This is a genomic window from Pseudoduganella namucuonensis (assembly GCF_900116645.1).
Classification (GTDB): Bacteria; Pseudomonadota; Gammaproteobacteria; order Burkholderiales; family Burkholderiaceae_D; genus Rugamonas; species Rugamonas namucuonensis.
Genome location: NZ_FPBO01000002.1, coordinates 119,437 through 140,142, shown reverse-complemented (window position 1 = coordinate 140,142; position 20,706 = coordinate 119,437). Strand labels below are relative to the sequence as shown.

The following is a 20,706-nucleotide window of genomic DNA, read 5'->3' as shown; positions in this document are numbered from 1 at the left end:
AGAGGAAATGAGTGCTGTCTTTGTGAAAACCGGGGTTGTGTACCTGGTGCTTGGGTTGATGGCGGGTGGCGTCATGCATCACCAACATCATGCAGGGCTGCTGCCTTTGCATGCATATTTGAGCGCGATTGGCGGCTTGAGCATCGTCTTTGGTCTCATTTATCGAACATTCCCGCGTGCGGGTCGAGATCGGCTGGCGTTCTGGCATTTTTGGCTGTTCAACATTCCGATGGGTCTCATTTTTCTGTACATGAGCTGGGCGGTCGGCGCCGGTCGAACTTTCGACGATACGCAGCCCCATACCAATGACATGAAGTTGGGCGTTCTTGCGTTGGTGCTGGTTGTTTCCGTGTGTGTTTTTGTGGTCAACGTCTTTAAGAACGTGACGGATGCGATCAATGAGTAGCGGCGGCGCGGAACATGAAAAATCCAAATCAGAGAATCCATCAAAACCAGGGAGTTCACGATGAATGCAGAAACACCGCACAGCCAGTCTGCCTTTCAGGCGAGCGACGTCATCATGCGGGTAAGGCAGCAAGCTGCCGTCGCCCAATGCTGGACAACCCAGTTGCTGTTGTTGCTTGGGGTGCTGGTGCTGGGTTTTTTGCAAGCCGCTATCAAGGATGATTTCTCGATTTTTCTGCACGACCCGGGTGACGCCGGCTGGAACGCGATCATCATTTTGATTTCCTTCTACGCAGTCATGTCGGTGCTGGTGCGCGTCTATGACGGTACTTGGTTCCGCTGGCTCAATGTGCCCTTGCTGTTGACCACACTGTTGTTTCCCGTCCGTCATCAGACCAAACACATCATGGAAGGCCAGATGCCGAACCAGGCGGTTGCGCTGGAAGTGCTGATCGTATTGATTGCCATCCTGGGGACCGTGCTTGCGGTGCGCTGGGCGCGCTGGTCCCCGCAAAAATAGGACTTGCAGGATGACCTGGATGTCAGGCTGCCCGCACCGCGGCTTGCCGCTGGTTTCAAAGCGGGGTCGGCGTGCAAGCCCGGTTTAACTTATCTAAATGGAGAGACACATGTTAGGGCGCTCAGTGAGGTACTTCCGGTTCGTTCTGGCGGCACTTCTGGCATTGCCGGCGATCGGCGCGCTGGCCGCGCCTTCTGCCTCCGAGATCGTGGAACACTATGAAACCACCATCTGGGGAAAGACGCTGCGCGCGGTGTTCGAGATGACGCTCGTTACGCCGTCGTGGTCGCGCACGCTGACGATGAATGTGACGATGGATCGGCCCACCAAATCCTTCGTGCGGATCACCGCGCCGGCGAAGGATACCGGCATCCTGTCGCTGCGGGTCGGCTCCGACATGTGGAACTACATGCCGGCCATCGAGCGGGTGGTGAAAATTCCGCCGTCGATGATGTCGCAGCCCTGGCTCGGCTCGGATTTCAGCAATGACGACATGGTGAAGGAAGGCAGTCTGGTCACCGACTATACCCACCGCATGGTCGGCGAGCGCATGGAAGGCGCCGCCGCGGTGTACGAGGTGGAACTGTTGCCGAAGCCGGGGGCCGCGGTCGTGTGGGGCAAGATCAACATGATCGCCAGCAAGGACAATCTGCTGCCGTTGAAAGTGCGCTTCTTCAACGAACGCAACGAGGCGGTGCGCACGTTGACATATACCGAATTGCGCAAGATGGGCGGACGCGTCATCCCCACCCGTTGGGAAATGCAGCCCGCCGACCAGCCTGGAAAGAGCACGACCCTTGTGGTCAAAAGCGCCGAATACGACCGGCCGGTCCCGGCGGACACGTTTTCGATGCAAAACCTTGGCCGGCGGAGGTAGGCATGGAACAGATGAAGAAAGACTTGCTGACCGTCAGGACCGTGGTCCGTTCGTACGGCGATGGCGCCAATACGGTTGCCGCTTTGGATGGTGTGGACCTGTCCGTCCGGGCAGGCGAATTCGCCGCACTGGTGGGTCCCTCGGGTTCGGGCAAGACGACGCTGCTCAATCTCATCGGCGCGCTGGACCAGCCCGACAGCGGTGAGGTGAGCGTGGACGGCGAGAATCTGAAGACATTGACACCGGCGCGGCGGTCCGCGTTGCGGCTGCACAAGCTGGGATTCGTGTTCCAGAGCTTCAACTTGATCCCGGTGCTTTCGGCGCTGGAGAACGTGGAATACGTGCTGCAATTGCAGAAACGGCCGGCGGCCGAGCGGCAGGAGCGCGCGAAGGCGATGCTCGATGCGGTGGGGTTGGCGCAACACATGCACCGCCGCCCGGACGAATTGTCCGGCGGACAGCAGCAACGCGTGGCGGTGGCGCGCGCGCTCGTCGGCCAGCCCTTGCTCGTGCTGGCCGACGAACCCACCGCCAACCTCGACTCCGATACCGGCGAGGTGCTGTTGCAGACCATGCAGCGCTTGAACCGCGAACTGGGGACCACGTTCCTCTTTTCGACGCATGACCCGATGGTGATGCGTCATGCGCGCCGCATCGTCCGCATGCAGGACGGCAAAATCACGGAGGACTCGGCACATGATGTGGCTCAAGCTCTCCGCACGTAGCGTCCTGCGCCAGAGGCGGCGTTCTCTGCTTGCCTGCTCGGGCATCGCGCTCGGCCTCGTTGCGCTGCTGGGTGCCTGGTCGATGTTCGACGGGGTCAACGCCCAGTTGATCCGTAACATGACCGCCAATTACAGCGGCCATCTGCAGATCCAGCGCCAAGGCTTCCTCGACAAGCATTCGATCGACTTTGCGTTTCGCGCCGAGGATGTCGAACCGGCGCTGCGCCAGCCCGAAATCGTTGCGAGGTCCTCCCGCTTGTCCGGCACGGGCTTGCTTGCCTCCGGCAACAACGCGCGCGGCGTCCTGGTGGCTGGCGTGGAACCGGAACGCGAAGCGGAAGTAACCCTGCTGAGCCGCAAACTGGTGGAAGGGGGCTATCTGAAGACGGGGGGCGACAGCGGCATGGTGGTAGGCGCGTCGCTGGCGCGCGCGTTGTCGGTTGCGGTGGGAGCCGAAGTGGCGATCGTCTCCCAGGGGATGCATGGCGCCATCGGCGCGCAGCGCTTCCGGATCGTGGGCATCTATGACAGCGGCAATGCGATGGTGGACAGCTCCCAGGTGTTTGTGACTTTGCCGGCGGCGCAGGAATTATTCAGCGCGCCGGGCCGCGTTACCGCGGTCGCGATGAAGCTGGCGTCGCTGCAGGACACCGAGCGCGTGCGGGCCAAAGCCGGCGCGGCACTTTCCGGGTCGGATTACCGGGCATGGGGGTGGCGGCAGTTGCTGCCTTCCGTCGCGCAGTCGGTCGATTTGCATGAATCGGTGGTTCGTGTCGTCATGCTGGTGCTGTTCGGTATCGTCGCCGTGGGCATGACCAGCACCTTGCAGATGGCGGTGGCCGAGCGGGTGCGCGAGTTCGGCGTCATGCGCGCTATCGGCACCGAGCCGGGCCAACTGTTTCGCGCCATTGTGTACGAGGGCTTGTTGATGGCATCGGCCGCGTTCGCGGTCGGCAGTACGGCCATGCTTGCTTTGGTCGCGTGGCTGTCGCGCACGGGTGTCGATTTCAGCGCGCACAGCCAGGGCATGCAAATGATGCAGGGCGCAAGCACCATCATCGTGCCCGAATTGCATGGGGCGCGTGTGCTGGAAGCGGGCATGGGGCTGTTGGCCGTCACGCTGCTGGCGACGGTAATGCCGGCAATGCGGGCGGCGCGCATCGCACCGATTTCCGCATTGCGCGGGCAATGGCGGGACGCCGGCGCGTCGCGCTCCCAGCCCACGGCGCGGCGAATTTCCAGGTTGCCCATGAACCTGCGGTTGGCCTTGCGCAATCTGAACCGCTCGCGTGTGCGCACGGCGCTCGGCCTGGCGGCGCTCTCGTTCGGTCTGGGCGCATTCATCTTCGTCGGCGCGTTCGCGGAAGGTTTCCTGTCCCAGATGGTGCGCAACGCCACCGGTCTGTTGACGGGGGAAGCGCAGATTCAGCACAAGTCGTTTCGCTTCGACGCGCGGCCTGAGCTTGCTTTCCAGGCCGCGCCGCAATGGTTGGAGCGGCTGCGGGAATTGCCGCAGGTGCGCGCGCTCAGTCCGCGCGTGCAAACCCAGGCCACGCTGGGCAGTGCGCGCAAGGCCGAGCCGATCACGCTGGCCGGCGTCGATCCGGCGCAGGAGCGCGGCGTGACTTTCCTGGACCAGGCGATCCGCCAGGGCAGCGCTCTTCGCTCCGGCCAGGACGTGCTCATCGGGCGCAAGCTCGCCGAACGGCTGGACGTGCGCGTGGGGGAGAAAGTGGTCGTCACCGCGCAGGATGCCAAGGGGCAACTGGCGTCCGAGGCGTTCGTGGTGGCCGGCATCTTCGATACCGGATCGCGCGGACCGGATGCAAGCATGGCTTTCGTGGGCTTGTCGAGTGCGCAAAAGATGCTGGCGCTGGATGAGCGGATCACCAATCTCCTGCTGCGTCTGCATCCATCCGCCGACGTGCCCGCCTTTGTGCGCAGCCTCGACGGCATGCTGCCAGCGGACGGTGCGCTACAGGCGCTGACCTGGCAGCAATTGCTGCCCGAAGTGGCGCAGTTCTCGAACCTGGTGCGGCACGGTTTGCTATTGGTGCTGGCCATCGTGTTTGGCATGGTGTCGGTGATTGTGATGAACACGCTGTTGATGTCGGTATTCGAGCGGCGCACCGAGTTTGGCACCCTGCTGGCAATCGGCGCGGACGCAAAATCCGTGCTGCGCCTGGTGATCACCGAGGCCTCGCTGCTGGCGGCAATCGGCGCGGCGACCGGCATCGTGCTCGGCGGCGCGATCGCGTGGCGCCTATCCGTCACCGGGGTGACGCTGGCAGCGCGCGGATCGGACTCTCTTCCGGGTGTCACCGACATCGTGCATCCGGTGCTTTCCGCCGGCTTGTTGTTCGGGCCCGCCGGGTTGTTGTGCTTGCTGGTTCTTGCGGCGTCGGTGTATCCGGCCATGAGGACGGTAAAGCTCAATCCCGTTGATGCCCTGCGGCGAGGATGAGCGCGATGAAAGAGAACATGACGGCCATGTGTCCGGACCGGCGGCGCGCCGCCTCGGACTACGCAGGTGCGCTGTTACTGTCGGCTCTGGCGATGAGCGCGCCGGCCGCGGCCGAGGCCGAGGCACGCGAGCCGCCCGCCGCCCAGGAGGACGCGCTTCACCTGGCTGGCTCGTACCGGAGCCTTGCGCTCGCCGGGCGCGCGTCCGATGCGGCCAGGCAGGACTACACCCGGATCGTCAACCGCCTGCGGTTGAAAGTGACTGACCGGCTTTCTCCGCAATGGCTGGTCCAGGTGGATCACGATACCGAATTCACCGCGGGCAGTTATTTGAAGACAGGGCGGTTCCGCGCCATCGCGAACGGCTCGCCGCGCCCATACCTTGGCGGCGCAAGCACCTGGCTGAACCGCGAAGACCTGCGGGGCACCCAGCATTTTTTCCGGGCTTATGCCCAATACACGGACGACGCCACGACGCTGGTTCTGGGACGCCAGCGCGTGCCCTTGGGCACGGGGCGCTTTTGGAGCACGCTCGACATGCTCAACCCGGTCAACCCGCTGCAGGTCGAGCGCGACGAATTCGTCGGGGTCGACGCGGTGTTCGTCGAACGCAGCCTGGGCGCGTTGTCGGCGCTGACCGCGATCTATGCTCCCGATCCGGCCCGGCAGAACAATCGATGGGTAGCGCGCTATCGAACCCACCTCGACGGTACCGACCTGACGCTGACCTATGGCAGGTACTGGCGCGACGATGTGGTGGGCATCGACTTCGCGACGCAGTACGGCGGCGTGGCTGTTCGCGGGGAAGCCGCCTATACCCGCAACGGGGGGGCGGGCGGCAACTATCGCAAGCTGCTGCTGGGCGCCGACTACGTTTTCCCCACCACATTCAGCCTGTCGTCCGAACTGTACTTCAGCGGCCAGCCCTTGGCGGAGCGTTTGCGGCAATGGCAGGAGAATCCGCAGCTTGCCTCGGCGCAGCCCTACGGCAGCGCCTACCTCGGACTGGCGGCGGGCTACGACTTCACGCCATTGCTCAAAGGGGCGCTCTACCTGTTGGGGAACCTGAAAGACGGTAGCCGCATGTTGTATCCCTCGTTGACGTGCGAGGTTACCGACAACAGCGTGTTGATGGGCGGCGCTCAACTGTTTCATGGCAAGGCGGAGAGCGAGTACGGCCGGGGTGGCAACTTGTTCTTTATGCGTTTCCAGCAATTTTTTTGAGTTGTTTTCAATAGGAGAGCTCCATGCTTCGCAGCATCACCCTCGTATCGCCGGCGTCCATGCATTGGGCGGCTTTTGCCGCCTTAGGCCTGTCGAACTGAATAAGGTTTCAAGATGACCTGGACTATGTCGAAGAACGCCTACCCGATCAAGCTGTACTGTTTTCCCTATGCCGGGGGCAACGCGTCCGTGTTTCGTGCCTGGCAGCGGTTGTTGCCATCTCACATACAGGTGGCGGGCGTTGAACTGCCCGGCCATGGGGTCCGCATGAGCGAGCCATTGGTCGATGACTTTCATCAGCTTGTCAGATCACTGGCATTGCGGCTTGCCGCTGATTTCAAAGCGGAGTCGGCGCGCAAGCCCGGCCTGCGCTTCGCGATGTTCGGCCATAGCGCGGGGGCGGCATTGGCGCTCGCGGTCGCGGCGGCGCTGGAGCAGATGCTGGAGACCGCGCCGATGCGTTGCTTTCTGTGCGCATGCGGCCATTTCGGCGCGCCGAAACAGTCCCGTTCGCATTTGTCCGACGCGGCATTGACCGACGAGTTGCGCCGGCTGGGCGGCACGCCTGCGCAGGTGCTGGACCATCCTGATTTGCTGGCGATGGTGCTGCCGATTCTGCGTGCCGATTTCCGTGTGCATGAACAAAGCATCCATCAGCGCGGTTTGCTGGTTGACTATCCGTTCACGCTGTTGGCGGCGCGTGACGATGCGGTACGGCCGGACGACGTGTGGGGATGGCAGAACTACACGACGGCTTCCTGCCGGCAGGTGCTGCTGCGCGGCGGCCATTTCTTTCCGATGCAGGAGCCGGCCGAATTGATTTCTCATCTCCGCGCCGATCTGGACCAATCAGCCGGTTGCCGGCCCTTGCCAAATCAACCCTTCCCGTGTGAATTGCCATGAAGCCGACGCGCCGTCATTTTCTAATGGGCAGCGGGGCTTTGCTGGTTCCGCCGGCACTGTATTTCTGGGGCGGGCGCCTGCAGGATGCAGGCGCCGCCGCACGCGACCTGGATGCGTCGCTACGACGCCGCTATGCCAATCCCTTGCGCCCGCCCGGCGAGCAGGGATGGTTTGCACCGGTCCGTGTGGGCGCGGTGTCGCGCTTGAGCGCCGTGCCGCTGTCGCGGAACTTGCGCGGCAATCGCGGCACGCCGATGTGGGTGTACCAGGCCGAGGTGCAGGGCAGGACGCTGATCAATCCGACCCTGATCGGGCGTGCGGGCGACGAGGTCGCGCTGCGCTTCGACAACCGTATTGAGCAACCATCGATCATACACTGGCATGGTTTTACCAACGATGGGAAAAACGACGGCGGCGGCATGCGCATCGCCGAGCCGGGCGCCAGCCATGACTATGCTTGGCGGATCCGCAATGGCGCCGGCCTGAACTGGTACCACCCGCATCCGCATGAAAACGCGGGCGAACAGGTATGGCGCGGCATGAGCGGCTTGTTTCTAGTCGAGGATGAGGCTTCCGACCGGCTGGCGCGCGAACTGAATGTGGCGTTCGGCAAAACCGATATTCCGCTGGTGATCCAGGACCGCGAACTGGAGCGCTCCGGCGCGATGCACTATACCGCCAGCGAAAAGCGCAAGTTCCACGGAATGGGCGGCAACGAGATCCTGGTCAACCTGACGCGCTTTCCGTTCATCGAACTGCCGCGGCGTTGGGTGCGCTTCCGCATGCTCAACGGCTCCAACGCACGTCTGTACAAACTGGCGTTTCGCCAAGGGCAGGCGAGCTTGCCATTTGCCTTGCTTGGCGCCGATGGCGCATTGCTTGAAGCGCCGCTGGAAATCAAGGAGCTGTTTCTCGCGCCGGCGCAGCGCATCGATGTCGCAATCGACTTGCGCCAAGCGGCGGTCGGCGACGTCTGGCTGCAGACCCTGCGTTTCGATCCCATGCATAACGAAATGGGGATGATGGCCGGCATGGGGGAAATGGAAGGCATGGCGGCAGGGGCAGGGGCAGGGGCAAGACACGTGCATGGCGCGCGCGGTGAAGGGGCCGACGAGCCGGTTCTGCGCATTCAGGTGAAAGAGGACCACAGCGCAAACGGCCGCCTTCCACACCGGATCGGCGCGGCGGCGGCGCCGCCGCGGGTTGGCGCCGCGGAGCGCGATTTTTTACTGGATCATGACGGAGAAGGCCATTGGCGCATCAACGGCAAGACTTTTCACCAGGCGCACGACGCGTTCCGGCTTCGAAACGGCGCGCGGGAAATCTGGCGCATCCGGAATGCCGATGCCAGCATGCCGCATCCGATGCACCTGCACGGCTTTTCATTCTCCGTGCTGTCGCGCGAAAACAGCCCCGCCCAGATCAAGCCGCTGGTGCTCGACCGGCAGGGCCGTACTGCCCAGGATACCGGTCAGGTGGATACGGTTCTGGTCTGGCCGGGAGAGACGGTGCGCGTCGCGGTGGATTTCTCGATGCCGTTCCGGGGCGAGCAGCGCTATATGTTCCATTGTCACAACCTGGAACATGAGGATCTCGGCATGATGCTCGGCTTTTCCGTCGCAGGCTGATCGAAATGATGGGCCAGACGCCGCCACGCTGTGACTCATCGCTTGTATTCGCCGCCGCGTTTCGTAGGGCCGGGTGGCGCCATGGCTTGGTCCGGTGGCTGGCCGCGCTGATGTTGTTCGCTGCTTTGGCGCCAGCTGACGGCGTGGCAGGGGAACCGCATTCGGATCACGCGAATGGCATCCATTGCCCGTTCCGCCTGCTGGCACGGCATGTGCCCGTCCTGCCGCCGCGCACGCTGAACAGCCGCGCGTCCAAATATCGGCGCGTCCTGCGAACTCTTGTCTTCCGTAGCGGAAGACGGGCAAGACGCGCCTTGTCATCCATGAAAAATGTTGAGGCGTCATGAAGATCGAAACAATCAAGCACCACCGACGCGGACCACAGCCCGTCTTGCTGGCGTTGGCAGTCTCCCAACTGTTCGCCTGCGGCGCTTGCGCGCAAGGCGTCGCGATGGACCAATCGCTCGCAGCCATCGTTGTTACCGGCAGCCGCTCGCCGCTCGACCCCAATCTGCCGACCACGACTGAAAGCAAAACCGCCGCGCAGTTGCGCGAACAGAACTTCGTCAACGTCGAGGATGCGCTGAAGTACATGCCGAACCTCACGATACGCAAGCGCTACATCGGCGACCGCAATGCGCTGATCGGCGGCCGTTCGTCAAGCAATCTGCAGGCGCCGCGCGGCTTGGTCTATGCGGACGGCTATCTGTTGTCGCAGTTCCTCGGTCAGTTCAATGCGCCGCGCTGGAACGTCGTGGCCCCTGAGGAACTGGCGCGCGTCGATGTGCTGTATGGGCCTTATTCGGCGATCTACCCCGGCAACTCGATCGGCAGCACGGTCATCATGACGACGCGGCAAGCAAAAAAATTCGAAGCGTCGGCCAAACTGCAATATTTCACCCAGCATTACGAGGATGCGGGTTATTCGGGTAGCTACGGCGGCCATCAGGCCAGCGCGTGGCTGGGAGACAAGGCCGGCGATTGGACGTATTCCATCGGCGCCAACCGCCTGAAAAACAAGAGCCAGCCGATGCAGTATGTCACGCTGCAATCGGCCGCCTCGGGCGTCGGCGTCCCGGTGACGGGCGCGATCCGGGGCCTCGACCCGTCCGGCCGGCCGTGGTACCTGGCGGGGCCGAACGGCGCCGGGCTGGAGGATAGCTCGCAGGAACAATTCAAATTGAAAGCGGGTTACGACTTTTCTCCCGTGCTGTACGGCGAAATACTGTACAGCTACTGGCACAACGACAGCCGGCGTCACGGCGCGAGCATCTTGCGCGACGCCGCCGGCAATACGGTTGACAGCGGACTGGTCAACATCGGCGGCGCCGTGTACCGAATCCCCGCAGCCGCGTTCTCGCCGCAGAATGTGGAAGAGGCGCACGGTTTGCTCGGTTTAAAGCTGACCACAAAAAACAAGACCGGCTGGAACGCATCCGCGGTGGCGACGCTGTACGACATCGCGACGGACGTGACGCGCTCGTCGGCGAGCGCGCCCAGTTCCGGCGGCCTCGCCGGCAGCTATGCGGACGGCGGCGGCACAGGCTGGAAGACGCTGGACTTGCAGGGAACCCATACCCCTGCCAGGAACGAGGCGCATGCGCTGTCCATGGGCTACCACTCGAACCGCTACCGGCTCGAGAACCTGGTGTTCGACACCGCCAACTGGTTGAACGGAAGCGCCAATCCCGCGAACCTGAATTCCGGCTTTTTCGGCAAGACCGGTTTGCAGGCATTCTTCGTTCAGGACGCATGGCGGATTTCGCCACGCTGGCAGGCGACGCTTGGGCTGCGCCACGAACAGTGGAAGGCCTACGACGGCAAGCGCGTCGGCGCCAACAATCCTTATCCCGAGCGGAGCGTCTCCGCATGGTCGCCGAAAGCATCCGTGACCTATACGCCCGACGCCGACTGGATATGGAAGGCGTCGGCCGGGAAGGGCGTACGTTTTCCCACCGTGTCGGAACTGTTTCAGGGGACGGTGGTGGCGGGCAACATCGTCAACAACGATCCGAATTTGAAACCGGAGCGTTCGCTGGCGAAGGAATTCACGGTGGAGCGCGCGATCGCATTCGAGCGGACGAACGGGACGGTGCGCGCGTCGATCTTCGAGGACGACATCCGCGACACCATCTTCAACCAGAAGAATATATTGGTGACGCCTAACGTCACCAATATTCAGAACATCGACCGGGTTCGCACACGCGGCGTCGAGTTTTCCGCGAGTGCCTGCGACGTTGTGGTGCGGAGCCTGGAACTGACCGGCAATATCGCATTTGTCCGTTCCATCATCCTGGAAAACGCCAACAATCCCGCCATTGTCGGCAACAACTGGGTCAGGCTGCCGCGCGTGCGCGGCAGCCTGACCGGCGCCTACCGCCCCAACGATCAATGGACCACCAGCCTGGCGCTGCGCCATTCCGGCCGCCAGTACGGCACGCTGGAAAACACCGACGTCAATGCCAACACCTTTGGCGGCGTTTCCAGCTATACGGTATGGGACGCGAAAGTCGCTTACAGAATCTCGAAAAACCTGGAGGCATCGTTCGGGATCGACAACCTGACCAATCGAAAATACTGGGTATTCCACCCGTATCCGGGCCGTTCCATCTTGGGAGAAATTCGTGGAAACATCTAATTTGATGACTGGCGCTGCGCGCATCGTCATGCCTGGATTGATCGCACTGGGTTGCATTTCATTTAGCGTGTCCGCGCAACACGCACCCCAACATCACGGCAAAGCCGGAGCGCCAGCCGCCAAGCCGGCCGAACTGGGCACAACAGCCGCGGTCGACAGGCAAGGCAGGCTATGGCTGGCAAGCAAGGAATCGACGCCGGACGGCGACTACGTGGTCTTGCGGGATTCGCCAGACATGGGGCAGACGTGGTCCGTGCCGAAGCGGTTGCAGCGCGAGCCGGAAAGCGCGATCTCGGCCGATGGCGAAAATCGGCCGAAGCTGGCTTTTGGATCGAAAGATGAGATCTATGTCAGCTACACCAAACCGCTGGCCAAGCCGCACACCGCTGAAATCCGTTTCATCCGTTCGACCGACGGCGGCCAAAGCTTTTCGGCGCCGATCGTGGTGCATGCCAATCGCGATGTGATCACGCACCGTTTCGAGTCGATGACAGTGGACCGGGAAGGCCGCATCTATGTCGCATGGATCGACAAGCGCGACCTGGAAGCCGCCAGGACGCGCAATCGGAAGTACGCCGGCGCGGCGCTCTACTACGCGGTGTCGGGCGACGGCGGCGCGACCTTCCGCGGCGACTACAAGATCGCCGACCACTCCTGCGAGTGCTGCCGGATCGCATTGGCGCTGCGTCCCGACGGCAAGCCAGTGGCGATGTGGCGGCATGTGTTCGAACCGAATGCGCGCGACCATGCGTTGATCGAACTGACGCCCGACGGCAAGCTCCCCGCGTTGAACCGGGCCACCTTCGAAGACTGGCGGGTCGACGCCTGTCCGCATCACGGTCCCGCGTTGGCGTATGCGGCCGACGGAACCCGGCATCAGACCTGGTTCAACGTCAAGGGCGAGGAGGGCGGCGTGTTTTACGCCAGTGCGGATCCGTCCGGGGTTTTGCAAACGCCGGTACGGCTTGGCTCCGCGCAAGCCCAGCATGCCGACGTCGCGGTGCATGGGAAATCGATCGCGCTTGCCTGGAAGCAGTTCGATGGCAAATCCACTGCGATTCTTGCCAAGGTGTCCGACGACGGCGGCAAGACCTGGAGAAATGTTGAACTTGCGCGCACCGAGGGCGGCTCCGACCATCCGCGCCTGGTGGCGGCCGATGCGGGAATCTATCTGATATGGCGTACGCGGAACGAAGGCGTGCGCAGCATAGCGGCAATGAAGGGATCTTGAACATGAAAAAGACGATACGTCTGCTTGCCGGCTGCCTGTTGACGCTTTTGACGGCGTCCGCACACGCGGCCCAACCGATTCAGCCCTTCGAAGCCGACGGCATGGCGCGCATCCTCGCGGGCCAAAAGGGAAAACCGTTCGTGCTGGTGGTGTGGTCGCTTGATTGCGGGTATTGCCTTGCCAGTCTGACCCACCTTGCGCGGGAAAAGCGCAAGCACAAAAGCTTGAAAGTGGTGACGTTGGCGACGGACACGCTGAGCGATGAACGGAATGCCGCAATGATGCAAAAAAAGTTGAAGGCGGCAGGCATCGCGTCGGAGGCATGGGCATTTGGCGCGGCGCCGCCGGAGCAGTTGCGATATGCGATCGATGGCAAATGGCATGGCGAGCTGCCTCGCAGCTACTGGTTTGACGGGCGCGGCGGGAAGGTGGCTCACTCAGGGGTGATTGCTCCGGAAGTGATTGCCAGGCTGATGCCGCGATCATGATGCGGGCGTAGGCCCGCCCGCCCTGGTTCGACAGCGCCAGTCCGGCCAATTCTACGAAAGCGAAGGCCGTTGTGCCAGCACTGTAAATACAGATTTTTCGTCGTATTGGAATGACCCGGTCAATATGCGGCCGCGCGGCAACTCGGGCGCCAATGGTTCTGCGACTCGCAAACTGAATCGCTTGGCCGCGTAATCGATATCGACCATGCGCACCCCGTCGAAATCGAAATATCGTTTCACCAGCGGGAACGCCGCCTTGAAAAAGCTTTCCTTTGCGGAGAATACCAGGCTTAAACCTTGGGAAAAGCGCCAGGGGCCGGCCAGCAATTGGCGCTCATGCTGGTCGATGATGGTGTCGGCGATATTGCTTGCCAGACTATCGTCCATCCAGGCCTCGAGGTCTATGCCAAGCAGCGCAATGTCACTATCGCGGCAAAGGCAGCTGATCGCCATATCGCGGGTATGGGTGATGGAACCCAGCCATCCAGCGGGCCAAATCGGTTCACGGCTTGCGCCACTGGGGACGATGGACGGCAGTCCGTGGACATCCAGCATCTTTTTACAGAGGTAGCGTCCTGCGAGGTATTCCGCCCTTCTCTTGACAACCGATTGCGCCAGGGTGGCCGGTAAAGGCAAGCCATGACGCAAGAACAGGCTGTCATGATAATGAGCGGGTGCGAAGCGGCAACTCAGCAATGAAGAGTCGGGCAGGTCCGGCATCGACACCGCTTGTACGTCGTAAATAAAAGTACTCTCGTTAATTTTCCACTCCGTCCGATCCGAGTAATTCATCATATTAATCGCAGATACGACGCGAATTATACGCAGCGGCCGTCCGGTGGAGTGGGAATCGGGTCAGGCCAGCGGCGCCATCTCGATCGGTATCCCCGACAGCACCGCGTTGCCGGACAGCGGGTCGCGCAGGTTCTCGTCCAGCAGCGCGTTCAGGTTGACGCCGGGGCGCTCGGCGGCCACGCCCATCCGCGTGCCGGGCAGGTTGTGGCCCCAGCCGTGCGGCAGGCTGACCACGCCCGGCATCATCTGCTCGCTCACCTCCACCAGCACCTCGATCCGCTTGGCGCCGTTGCGCACCTCGGCCTGGCCGCCGTCGGCCAGCCCGAGGCGGGCGGCGTCGGCCGGGTGGACCAGCGCGGTGCAGCGGTAGGCGCCTTTCGCCAGCACCGGCAGGTTGTGCATCCAGCTGTTGTTGGAGCGCAGCTGGCGGCGGCCGATGATGACCAGCCCTGGCGCCGGCGCGGCCAGGTCGGCGGCGGCGCGCGCCAGGTCGTCCAGCAGCATTTGCGGCGCCAGCTCGATCTTGCCGGACGGCGTGCGCAGCAGCTCGGGGATGCGCGGCGTCATCGGGCCCAGGTCGATGCCGGACGGCGCCGCCCGCACCTTGTCCAGCGTGAGGCCGCCGGGCGCGCGGCCGAACTGGTCGCCGTAGGCGCCGCCGCGCAGGCCCAGGTCCAGCATGCGCTCCACGCCGCGCCGCGGCGCCAGCATGCCCATCACGCTGTCGGCCAGCGGGCCGACGGTCTTCTCCAGCTCCTCGCGCAGCAGCTCGTCGTCCAGCGCGCCGATGTCGGCGCCGGCGCCGCGGCCCTTGACGATGGCGGTCAGGCGCAGCAGGGTTTCCCACTCGTCCGGGGCGCCGCCCTCGCGCGCCAGCACCGGCGGGCTGTAGCGCGCGTGGTTGCGGTGCGAGAACTGGGTGAAGGTGACGTCGTAGTGCGCGTCCTCCAGCGGCGAGACGCCGGGCAGGATCACGTCCGCGTGGCGCGAGGTCTCGTTGAGGTAGATGTCCATGCTGACCATGAATTCCAGCTGGTCCAGCGCGGCGGCCAGCCGGTCGCCGTTGGGCGCGGACAGCACAGGGTTGCCGGCGATGGCGATCAGCGCCTTGACCTGGCCCGGGCCCGGCGTGTCGATCTCCTCGGCCAGGCAGGTGACCGGCAGTTCGCCCGCAACCTCCGCCGCGCCGGACACGCGGCTCTTGTAGCGCCCGCTCGCGATGCCGCGTCCGGCGCCGGGCTTGCCGCGCGTGTTGGCGGCGAAGGCGGCCGCTTTCGGGAACATCATGCCGCCTTCCTCGTCGAGGTGGCCGGTCAGCACGTTGACGACGTCGATCAGCCACGAGGCCAGCGTGCCGTACTGCTGCGTGCAAGTGCCGATGCGGCCGTACACGGCCGCGTGTTCGGTGCCGGCCAGCGTGCGCGCCAGTTCGCGCGTCACGGACGCCGCGATGCCGCAGCGCGCCGCCACGGCTTCCGGCGCGTAGCCGCGCACGGCCTCGCGCAGCTGGTCCACGCCGTTCACGTGGCCTTCCAGGCGGCCCAGGCGCACCAGGCGCTCGTCGAACAGCGCGTTGACCAGGCCCAGCAGGAAGAACACGTCGGCGCCGGGACGGATGAAGTGGTGCGCGTCGGCGATGTCCGCCGTCTCGGTGCGGCGCGGGTCGACCACCACGATCTTGCCGCCGCGCGCGCGCAGCGCCTTGGCTTTGCTGCGGAAGTCGGGCACGGTCCACAGGCTGCCGTTCGACACCATGGGGTTGGCGCCGATGATCAGCATGAAGCGCGAGCGCTCGATGTCCGGCACCGGCACCGACAGCCAGCCGCCGTACATCAGGCCCACCGACAGCATCTTCGGTATCTGGTCCACGCTGGAGGCGGAGTACATATTGCGCGTGCCCAGCGCCTTGGCCAGGCGCGGGAAGTAGAGCATCAGGCTCATCTTGTGGGACACGGGATTGCCCAGCACGGTGGCGACCGCGTTGCCGCCGTCGCGCTCGATGATGGGCAACAGGCGCCGTTCGATCTCGGCGTAGGCCTCGTCCCAGGTGGCCTCGGTGAACACGCCGTCGCGCTTGACGAGGGGCGTGCGCAGGCGGTCGCGGTCCTCGTGCAGGTCTTTCAGGCCGATGGCCTTGGGACACAGGAAACCGGCGCTGAACACGTCCGCCTCGTCGCCCTTGATTCTGCCGATCCGGCCGTCCTGCAGTTCGATTTCAAGGCCGCAGCTGGCTTCGCAGAAGGGGCAGATGCGGCGGGCGGTGGTGGACATGACGGTTTCCTTATAAAAGTGAACGCTCGTGCTATTGTCATTTTTTGTTACACGCGTGTCAATCGTGTTTTTTAGTGCCCGGGTGTATGCTTGAGTGATACAAGAAAAGATGAGGAAACGAATCATGAAACCAGCGAACCTATTCTACGCGGCCCTGGCGGTCGCGATCATGACGGCGGTGTTGGCGGGCTGCCAGAAGCAGCCGGAGGCCGGGCCGGCCGAGCAGGCGGGCCGGAAAATCGACGAGGTGACGCAGAAGGCCGGCGCCGAGCTGACCCAGGCCGCGCGCGAAACCAACCAGAAGCTGGCCGAGGCCGCCCGCGAAACCAGCGAGAAGATCAACGCCGCCACGGAAAAGGCCGGCGAGAAGATCGAGGAGGCCGGCGAGAAGATCCAGGAATCGGCCCGCGAGGCCCGCGACAAGAAGTAGGCGTGCCCGGTTGGCGGGCGCGCTCAGTTGCCGGCCTTGAAGGCCTGCTTCAGCGGCACCACGTTGCTGTGCTCGTTCGGCGGCGGCGGCGCGTCCGGCGAACCGCCCAGCACCACGCTCAGATCGACGAAGCCGGCGCGCCACGCGCGCTCCAGGTCCTGCTCGATGGCCTCCATCGAGGTCTGGCTGAAGCGGTCGAAGCCGCGCACGCCGTAGGCGCGGTTGCGGCCGTGGGCCTTGGCCAGGTACAGCGCCATGTCCACCAGGTTGACCGCGCGCTCCCACGGCAGCGGCGTGTCGGCCGGGATCAGCGGGAAGGGCGCGAAGCCCACCGAGACGTTCACGCCGAAGCTGTGCCCCTGGTACTCGATGCGCTGGGCGGAGATGGTGGTGAGGATGCGGCGCGCGATCTCGTCCACGCCGCTGCGCGGGATGGCCGGCAGGAAGGCCAGGAATTCCTCGCCGCCCCAGCGCACGATCATGTCCGTTTCCCGCAACGCCACCCGCAGGTTTTCCGCGATCAGCTTCAGCACCACGTCGCCGGCGGCGTGGCCGTAGGTGTCGTTGACGTGCTTGAAGTGGTCCACGTCCAGCAGGAACAGGGCGCCGACGATGTCCTCGCCGGCCGCGCCGCGGCGCTCCACGTGGTTGTGGGTGCGCATGAATTCCTGGAAGTGGCGGCGGTTGTACAGCGAGGTCAACGGGTCTAGCGAGCTCTGCGCCTTGAGTTCCATGTTCTTCACTTCCAGCTGCGCGTTGGCCTGGCGCACCTTGCGGTACAGCAGCCCCACGATCACCGACGCCAGCGCGAACACCACGGCCAGCAGCCACCACACGCGCTGCTGCAGGCGGCGGTTGTCGATCTCGGCGCTCTTGACCTGGTTCTCGCGGCTGAGCAGTTCGATCTGGCGCCGCTTCTTTTCGGTCTCGTACTTTTCCTGCAAGTCCCACATGGCCTTCTGGCGCTGTTGCTCGAACAGGTCGCTGGAGATGGCGCGCTCGCGGTGGTAGGCGTTGATGGCGCCGGCGTAGTCGCCCACCCGTTCCAGCGCCTGGCCGTACTCCATCAGCACCGCCTGCAGCTCGGGCTTGTCGCCGATTTTCTGGAAGTGGGCCAGGCCGGCCTCGAAGCTCTTCTTGCCCTCGGCCAGGCGGCCCATGCCCAGCTCGGCCTGTCCCTTGTTGACGTAGGCGGTGGCGTTCAGGCCGAGGTCGTTCAACTCGGCGCCCGCCTGCAGGGCCTCGACACTGTAGCGCAGGGCCTTCGGGTAGTCGTGTTGCTTCAGGTAGCTGTCGGATAGGTTGACCAGGGTGTCGGCCACCAGCGAGCGCGCGCCCATCTGCCGTCCCAGTTCCAGCCCCGCCTGCAGCGCGGCCAGCGCGCGCTTGGGCTGCTTGGAATCGATGGCCAGGCCGTATTCGGTCTTTCTGGCCAGCACGCGGCGGCCGGGCGAATCGAGCTTGTCGGCGATCCGCACCGACTCGTCCAGCACCTCCCAGCCCTTGTCGTATTCCTTCATCTGGCCGTACAGCAGGGCCATCGCGTTGAGCGCGGTGGCCAGAGGCAGCAGGTCGTCGATCTGGCGGCCCAGGTCGACCGCCGTCTGCAGCTTGGCCAGCGCGACCGGGAAATTGCCCTGTTCGGCGTAGGACTGGCCGGAGGTGATGGTGGCCTGCACCCGCAGCGCCAGGTCGGCCGTGCCGTTGGCGATCTTCTCCGCCTCGAAGGCCAACTCGTGCGCGGCCTTGCGCTCGGACATGGACGACAGTACGTAGGCCTTGCTCAGCAATCCCTTGGCCAGGATGACGGCGTCGCCCTGGGCGCGGCCGAACACGACCAGTTCGTCGGCCAGCAGCAGGGCGGTTTCGTGTTTGCCCAGCTGGCGCCAGGCGAAGCTGAGCTGGGCCAGGAATTCGGCCTTGGTGGCGGGCGGCGCGGCGCGCGCGGCGGGCTCCATCTTTTGCAGCTGGACCAGGGCCTTGTCCGGCACGAAGCGCGCCTGGTCGCGGATTTCGGCGATGGCCGCGTCCAGCGGCGGCTGGCCCCAGGCCAGCGCGGGCGCCAGGACGCATGCGGCCGCCAGCAGCCGCATGCCGCGAGTAAACGACTGATCCCGGAAGCCTGCCAACTTGGATATCCCTTTCCAGATCTTTGCATTGATTTTGCGCAAAGTGTCTAGACAATTATATTCTTGTTGCAGGTCGGAAAGCCAAGCCCAGCCTCAGATTTTCCCGAAAAATGCACAGCCCGTCGGCGGAAAAGTTGTTTCAATTGTAATTTCGGCCTTAAAACTCTTCCCAGTCGTCGCCGCCGGGAGCGGTGGGCCGCGCCGGCGCGCGCGGCAGCGCCGGCGCGTTTTTCGCCCGCGCCGGCGGGGCGGCCGGGGAGGGCGCCGGGGCCCGGGCGGGGGCGGCCGAGCCGCGGCGCCCCGCCTGCGCGTCGGCCAGGTGGAACATGCTGACCGCGCGGTTCAGCGCCTGGGCCTGCTCCTGCAGGCTTTCGGCCGCCGCCGCCGCCTGCTCCACCAGCGCGGCGTTCTGCTGGGTGATACCGTCCATCTGCCCGACCGCGAGGTTCACCTCGCCGATGCCCGTGCTTTGCTCCTGGCTGGCGCTGGTGATCTCGGCCATGATGGCCGCCACCTGCCGCACCGACGAGACGATCTGCGCCATGGTCCGGCCCGCCTCGTCGACCAGGCGGCCGCCGGTGTCCACCCGGTCCACCGAATCGCTGATCAAGGCCTTGATTTCCTTGGCGGCGCCGGCGCTGCGTTGGGCCAGGTTGCGCACCTCGCTGGCCACCACGGCGAAGCCGCGGCCCTGTTCGCCCGCGCGGGCCGCCTCCACCGCCGCGTTCAGGGCCAGGATGTTGGTCTGGAAGGCGATGCCGTCGATCACGCCGATGATGTCGCTGATCTTGCCGGAGCTCTCCTTGATCGCGCCCATGGTGGTGACCACCTGGGCCACCACGTCGCCGCCCTTGGCCGCGACCTCGGAGGCGGTGGCGGCCAGCTGGTTGGCCTGGCTGGCGTTGCCGGCGTTGCGCTGCACGGTTCCGGTCAGCGTCTCCATCGAGCTGGCGGTTTGCTGCAGCGAACTGGCTTGCGCCTCGGTGCGCGCCGACAGGTCGGCGTTGCCCAGCGCGATCTCGTTGGTGGCCACCGTCATTTCCTCGGTGCTGCCGCGGATGTTGCCGATCATGTCGGCCAGGTTGCTGTTGATGGTGGCGATCGACTGCATCAGCGTGCCCACCTCGTCCCGGTGCTCCACCGACACCGCCGTGCTGAGGTCGCCCGCCGCGATGCGGCCGGCGGCGTCGATCGCCGTGTCCAGGTTGCGCTTGATGTAGCGGTACACCAGCAGCAGGCTGACGACGGACGCCGCCACCGACAGCGCCAGCAGCGCCACGGCGATGGCGAAGGCGGTGCGGGTGTCCTGTTCCGCGCGGCCCACGGCGGCGGCCGTGCGCGCGTCCAGCAGCGACAGGAATTCGTTCAGCGGCTGCATGATGCGGGCCTTGTTCTGGTGGTACACCGGGTCGTGCATGATACGGCGCGCCAGCTCCAGGTCGGGCTCGCCCTGGCGCGTGAAGCCGCCCTTGCCGTCGTCGAACAGGCCCTTGACGGCGTTCATCGCGATCACCTCGGTTTTCACCAGGCCGTCCGAATTGCCCTGGGCCTCCCGCAGCTTGGCGAATTCCCGCTCGGTGAAGCCGGCCTGCTTCATCAGCTCCTGCAGCGCCACGGTCTGGCCGCTGGAGGGGGGCACCGGCAGGCCGCCGGCCACCAGATCCCAATAGATGCGTTCATAGTTCGCGGGGCGCGGCTTCTTGCCGTTGCGGATGTCGAGGATGTCCATGTATTGCCGCTCGTAGGCCGCCTCGCCGGTCACCACGTAGGTGCGCGCCAGGCGGGTCAGGTCGTCCGAGCTTTGGCGCAGTTCGTCGGCCAGCAGATAGGACTGGTAGCGCGCCTGGCTGGCGGCCGTGGCCGCCGCCTGCTTGTCGGCCACCCGCAGCAGCGCCCACATGGTGAGCGCGGCCAGCAGCAAGGTCAGCAGGAACATCGCCGTGAAACTTTGCTTGATCGATAAGTGGCGCATGGCTTAC

The 20,706-nt window shown here is 64.5% G+C and carries 16 protein-coding genes; 12 read left to right on the top strand and 4 right to left on the bottom strand.

Translation table 11 applies throughout. The features are described 5' to 3' along the window. The first annotated feature begins 7 nt into the window (after positions 1-7). From BM436_RS02720 to BM436_RS02670, 11 genes are all read left to right on the top strand, one after another. Positions 8-406: a hypothetical protein gene (locus BM436_RS02720; RefSeq protein ID WP_093553235.1), complete on the top strand. Its 399-nt coding sequence runs from the start codon at positions 8-10 to the stop codon at positions 404-406. Between the two features lie 60 nt (positions 407-466). Continuing rightward, positions 467-925: a hypothetical protein gene (locus BM436_RS02715; protein WP_093553233.1), complete on the top strand. Its 459-nt coding sequence runs from the start codon at positions 467-469 to the stop codon at positions 923-925. Positions 926-1,034: 109 nt separating this feature from the next. After that, positions 1,035-1,802, top strand: a complete 768-nt coding sequence (locus tag BM436_RS02710; protein WP_177306906.1) for an outer membrane lipoprotein-sorting protein — start codon at positions 1,035-1,037, stop codon at positions 1,800-1,802. Positions 1,803-1,804: 2 nt separating this feature from the next. Further along, positions 1,805-2,527 (top strand): ABC transporter ATP-binding protein, encoded by a 723-nt coding sequence (locus BM436_RS02705; protein WP_093553229.1) that lies wholly within the window; start codon positions 1,805-1,807, stop codon positions 2,525-2,527. Continuing rightward, positions 2,499-4,991 (top strand): ABC transporter permease, encoded by a 2,493-nt coding sequence (locus tag BM436_RS02700; protein ID WP_177306904.1) that lies wholly within the window; start codon positions 2,499-2,501, stop codon positions 4,989-4,991. Before BM436_RS02705 ends, BM436_RS02700 begins: the two co-directional genes overlap by 29 nt. A gap of 5 nt (positions 4,992-4,996) precedes the next feature. Further along, positions 4,997-6,214, top strand: a complete 1,218-nt coding sequence (locus BM436_RS02695) for a hypothetical protein (protein ID WP_143132921.1) — start codon at positions 4,997-4,999, stop codon at positions 6,212-6,214. Positions 6,215-6,340: 126 nt separating this feature from the next. After that, positions 6,341-7,117, top strand: coding sequence for a thioesterase II family protein (locus tag BM436_RS02690; RefSeq protein WP_177306901.1), 777 nt, complete (start codon positions 6,341-6,343; stop codon positions 7,115-7,117). Continuing rightward, entirely contained in the window at positions 7,114-8,745 is a 1,632-nt protein-coding gene (locus BM436_RS02685; protein ID WP_093553221.1) for a multicopper oxidase family protein, read from the top strand. Before BM436_RS02690 ends, BM436_RS02685 begins: the two co-directional genes overlap by 4 nt. A 343-nt stretch (positions 8,746-9,088) precedes the next feature. Further along, positions 9,089-11,383 carry a TonB-dependent receptor gene (locus BM436_RS02680; protein ID WP_093553219.1) on the top strand — a complete coding sequence of 765 codons (2,295 nt, stop codon included), beginning with the start codon at positions 9,089-9,091 and terminating at the stop codon, positions 11,381-11,383. Beyond that, a complete protein-coding gene (locus BM436_RS02675) occupies positions 11,370-12,614 on the top strand; it encodes a glycoside hydrolase (protein ID WP_229488820.1) in 1,245 nt (414 codons plus the stop codon). The genes BM436_RS02680 and BM436_RS02675 overlap by 14 nt, the downstream gene beginning before the upstream one ends. 2 nt (positions 12,615-12,616) lie before the next feature. Further along, positions 12,617-13,102, top strand: coding sequence for a TlpA family protein disulfide reductase (locus tag BM436_RS02670; RefSeq protein WP_093553217.1), 486 nt, complete (start codon positions 12,617-12,619; stop codon positions 13,100-13,102). 51 nt (positions 13,103-13,153) lie between these two features. Here the strand turns inward: BM436_RS02670 and BM436_RS02665 are convergent, their stop codons facing one another. Further along, positions 13,154-13,897, bottom strand: a complete 744-nt coding sequence (locus BM436_RS02665; RefSeq protein ID WP_093553215.1) for a 4'-phosphopantetheinyl transferase family protein — start codon at positions 13,895-13,897, stop codon at positions 13,154-13,156. Positions 13,898-13,957: 60 nt separating this feature from the next. Then, positions 13,958-16,168, bottom strand: coding sequence for a molybdopterin-dependent oxidoreductase (locus BM436_RS02660; RefSeq protein WP_093553213.1), 2,211 nt, complete (start codon positions 16,166-16,168; stop codon positions 13,958-13,960). Positions 16,169-16,292: 124 nt separating this feature from the next. Between BM436_RS02660 and BM436_RS02655 the strand changes: the two genes are divergently transcribed. Then, positions 16,293-16,598 carry a hypothetical protein gene (locus tag BM436_RS02655; RefSeq protein WP_093553211.1) on the top strand — a complete coding sequence of 102 codons (306 nt, stop codon included), beginning with the start codon at positions 16,293-16,295 and terminating at the stop codon, positions 16,596-16,598. Positions 16,599-16,621: 23 nt separating this feature from the next. On the opposite strand, the gene BM436_RS02650 is transcribed toward BM436_RS02655, so the two are convergent. Both BM436_RS02650 and BM436_RS02645 read right to left on the bottom strand, forming a co-directional pair. Then, positions 16,622-18,727 (bottom strand): tetratricopeptide repeat-containing diguanylate cyclase, encoded by a 2,106-nt coding sequence (locus BM436_RS02650; RefSeq protein WP_307664028.1) that lies wholly within the window; start codon positions 18,725-18,727, stop codon positions 16,622-16,624. Between the two features lie 157 nt (positions 18,728-18,884). Continuing rightward, positions 18,885-20,699 (bottom strand): methyl-accepting chemotaxis protein, encoded by a 1,815-nt coding sequence (locus BM436_RS02645; RefSeq protein WP_093553207.1) that lies wholly within the window; start codon positions 20,697-20,699, stop codon positions 18,885-18,887. Positions 20,700-20,706: the final 7 nt, after the last annotated feature.